The 2177-nt window shown below is 54.8% G+C and carries 2 protein-coding genes; both read right to left on the bottom strand.

Going from position 1 to position 2177, the window contains the following annotated elements; translation table 11 throughout:
• Positions 1-124 precede the first annotated feature (124 nt).
• Entirely contained in the window at positions 125-1465 is a 1341-nt protein-coding gene (locus tag HRQ87_RS19920; protein WP_174140196.1) for a transposase, read from the bottom strand.
• 146 nt (positions 1466-1611) lie between these two features.
• On the bottom strand, positions 1612-2177 hold a 566-nt coding region (locus HRQ87_RS19915; protein ID WP_217430528.1), incomplete at its 5' end, for an NUDIX hydrolase.

The following is a 2177-nucleotide window of genomic DNA, read 5'->3' as shown; positions in this document are numbered from 1 at the left end:
CGATTTAGGTGAAAAACTCGACCTACTAGATGTTGTGTTTGGGCTGCCCAAGGCTTCTCAAGCCGCTGTGATTGCGGGCAAAGGCATTGTTTTTGACGGGTGGCGTGGGGGTTGGCTTTGCTCATCAGCCTGGAACCATTTTGACCATACGTTTTAGGTTTTGTGCGGTTGCTGCGAGGAGGAATTCTTCGTTGGCTCCTTTCAGGCCTCTGAGCCGGAGGCGTCTCAGGCCGAGATGTCGTTTCAAATGGGCGAACAACATCTCTACCCTTTTGCGTCGTCGTCGGCTCTCGTCATATTGCCATGTGTGCTTCAGATCTCGGACGGTCTGGCGCGCCTCTTCGTCCATGTGACGGGTGACAGTGCGGAATGGCGCGTCGGTGCAAGCTTTTCGGATCGGACACTCACCACAGGTTTCCTTGCTGGCGAAGTAGCTTTTGATCCTGTCGGCTTTCTTGATCCGCCGCAGTGGCATCTCGTGCCCCTCAAGACAGGTAAAGCTGTCCCGTTCTGCATCATATTGGAAGTGGCTGATGTCGTATTTGCCATTCGTTTGATGCTTGCGGTCCAGCACGGGAATGTGCGGCGTGACATTGCGTTTGAGCAGCCACGCCAGAAACGGGCCTGTGCCATATGATCCGTCCGCCGCGATCCGGTCGGGCTGAAAGTCATGCCGTTTCGCACTGCGTTCCAGCATTGTTTTGGTTGCGATGATCTCTTGTGAAAGGCGCGCGGGCGTTGCCTCGACATCCATGATGATCCCGTGATCGGTGTCGACCAGGTAGTTGGTCTCATAGCTGAAGCGCCCTGGCCCTTCCTTTAGGGACCAAGCGGCTTCAGGATCAGTCTCTGACAAGTACTTTGGTGGCTTCTTCTTCGGTCCGGGCGATGTAGGCTGATCTGCATCGGCCAGCTTTGCAAGGTATTCCGCGACGGGGCGCTGCACCTGTTCCTTGCGCGACCACAGCTTCTCGATCTCATGCGGGGCATCCTTGCGATCCCTGTTGGCATCCGCCTCAATCGTGCTGCCGTCAACAGCCGCGTCGGTCCCGCCGACAAAGCCAAATCCGACGCATTTCTCCACGACGCTCTCAAACAGACGGCGCATGATATCACCATCGGCAAAGCGACCATGCCGATTCTTTGAGAAGGTCGAGCGGTCCGGCACACGGCCTTCCAGGCCCAGTTTGCAAAACCACCGGTACGCCAGATTGAGGTGGACCTCTTCGACCAGCCGCCGCTCAGATCGAATGCCATAAAGATAGCCAACCAGCAGCATCCGCAACATGAGTTCGGGATCAACCGAGGGGCGGCCTGTGTGGCTATAAAGCTCGGCGAGGTCAGCGCGGATCCCGTCGAAGTCCAACAGCCAGTCGATCCGGCGGAGTAAGTGATCTTGCGGGACATGATCCTCGATCCGAAACCGATAAAACAGGTTCTCCTGCGCTTCCAACCGTCCCATCATCTTCAAATCCTCCCCATGTCCGGGAGAATTGAATCAGCCAACAAGACCCCGATCAAGGTCGAAATTATTGTTCGGTATCAGCGCTTTTTGGCTCAACCGCAAGTTCCCGCGTAACCGACAAAAGACCCTATATGAAAAGTTCGCGGTCATTCGTCTTTAAGGTCTCGCCACTGCGCCAGAAAGTGGCCCAACCGATCCCTAAGAGGTGCAACAGCGTTTGGATGATGAAGGAACTCTTGGAAGTCCATCATTTGCCAGTATTGTCCTTCATTGCCGAAGCAAATTGCATCAATCTCAGCACCAGCAATCTCGGCGACCATGAAGAAAGCTCCCTCAGTAGGGTTTAGAGCGTGGGGGTATCGACGCTTCCAAAAGATGCGGGAGGCCTCGATGGCAAGCCCGAATTCCTCGTTTGTCTCACGAATAGCGCATTGTTCAGGGGTTTCGGCATCTTCTCTACCCCCACCAGCCAAGTCCCATTGGTCCGGGTAAGGAATGTTTGGCTTATCGTCTCTGCGATAGGTCAGAACAGCCCCACCGCATATCAGAGCAATCTTAGCACCAGAGAAATCTTGATCTTCCACATTAGCCAACTGGTCGTCCTCGCGTGTGTCATCAATCTCGCTCAAGCAAGAGAATACCCGCAAATGGGCGGCTGTCAGTACTGCCCTCGAAAATGGGCGGAGTTTTTCACCAGTATCGACCGTTTTTG

This window comes from Parasulfitobacter algicola (genome assembly GCF_013315265.1).
Taxonomy (GTDB): Bacteria; Pseudomonadota; Alphaproteobacteria; order Rhodobacterales; family Rhodobacteraceae; genus Parasulfitobacter; species Parasulfitobacter algicola.
The sequence above is the reverse complement of the archived record's forward strand: the minus strand, read 5'-3'. Positions and strand labels throughout refer to the sequence as shown.